Consider the following 466-nt stretch of genomic DNA (forward strand, 5'->3'; position numbering starts at 1 on the left):
GCCTGCACGCCTTGGGCGCCGGATCGCTGGAAGAGGCCCAAGGCCTCGACCATCGCGCCCTGGCCGCCGTCGGCTTCACGGGCCACGAGATCGCGCTGGCCGAAGGCGTCCTGCGCTCCACCGGCGACCTGCGCGCGGCGTTCGCCCCGGCCGTGGTCGGCGCGGACTTCCTCCGCGACGTGCTGGGCGCGCCCGCCGAGGCGCTGGCCGATCCGGCCTTCGACACCCTGGCCTTCGCTGGCTTCACGGCGGAGACGATCGCGGCCGCCCAGGCCCACGCCGTCGGGACGGGTCGCATTCACGACGCGCCGACCCTGGCATCGGAAGCCCAGGCCCTGCTCCGCGCCTTCGAGGCGCCGGGCCAAGCCGACCGCATCGTCTTCACCGCCGCCGTCGAGGCCTTCGCCTGCGCGCCGCGGCCGCTGGCCCTGGTCGCGCCGTTCGACGCCCGCCCGGCCGACCTGCT

Annotated in this window: 1 pseudogene; it reads left to right on the top strand. The window is 76.6% G+C overall.

Features of this window, described 5'->3' with window-relative positions:
- Nucleotides 1–466 (top strand): annotated as a pseudogene (locus DMC18_RS25510) (ribonucleotide reductase); the annotation flags it as partial.

This window comes from Caulobacter sp. D5 (assembly GCF_003185805.1).
Lineage (GTDB): Bacteria > Pseudomonadota > Alphaproteobacteria > Caulobacterales > Caulobacteraceae > Caulobacter.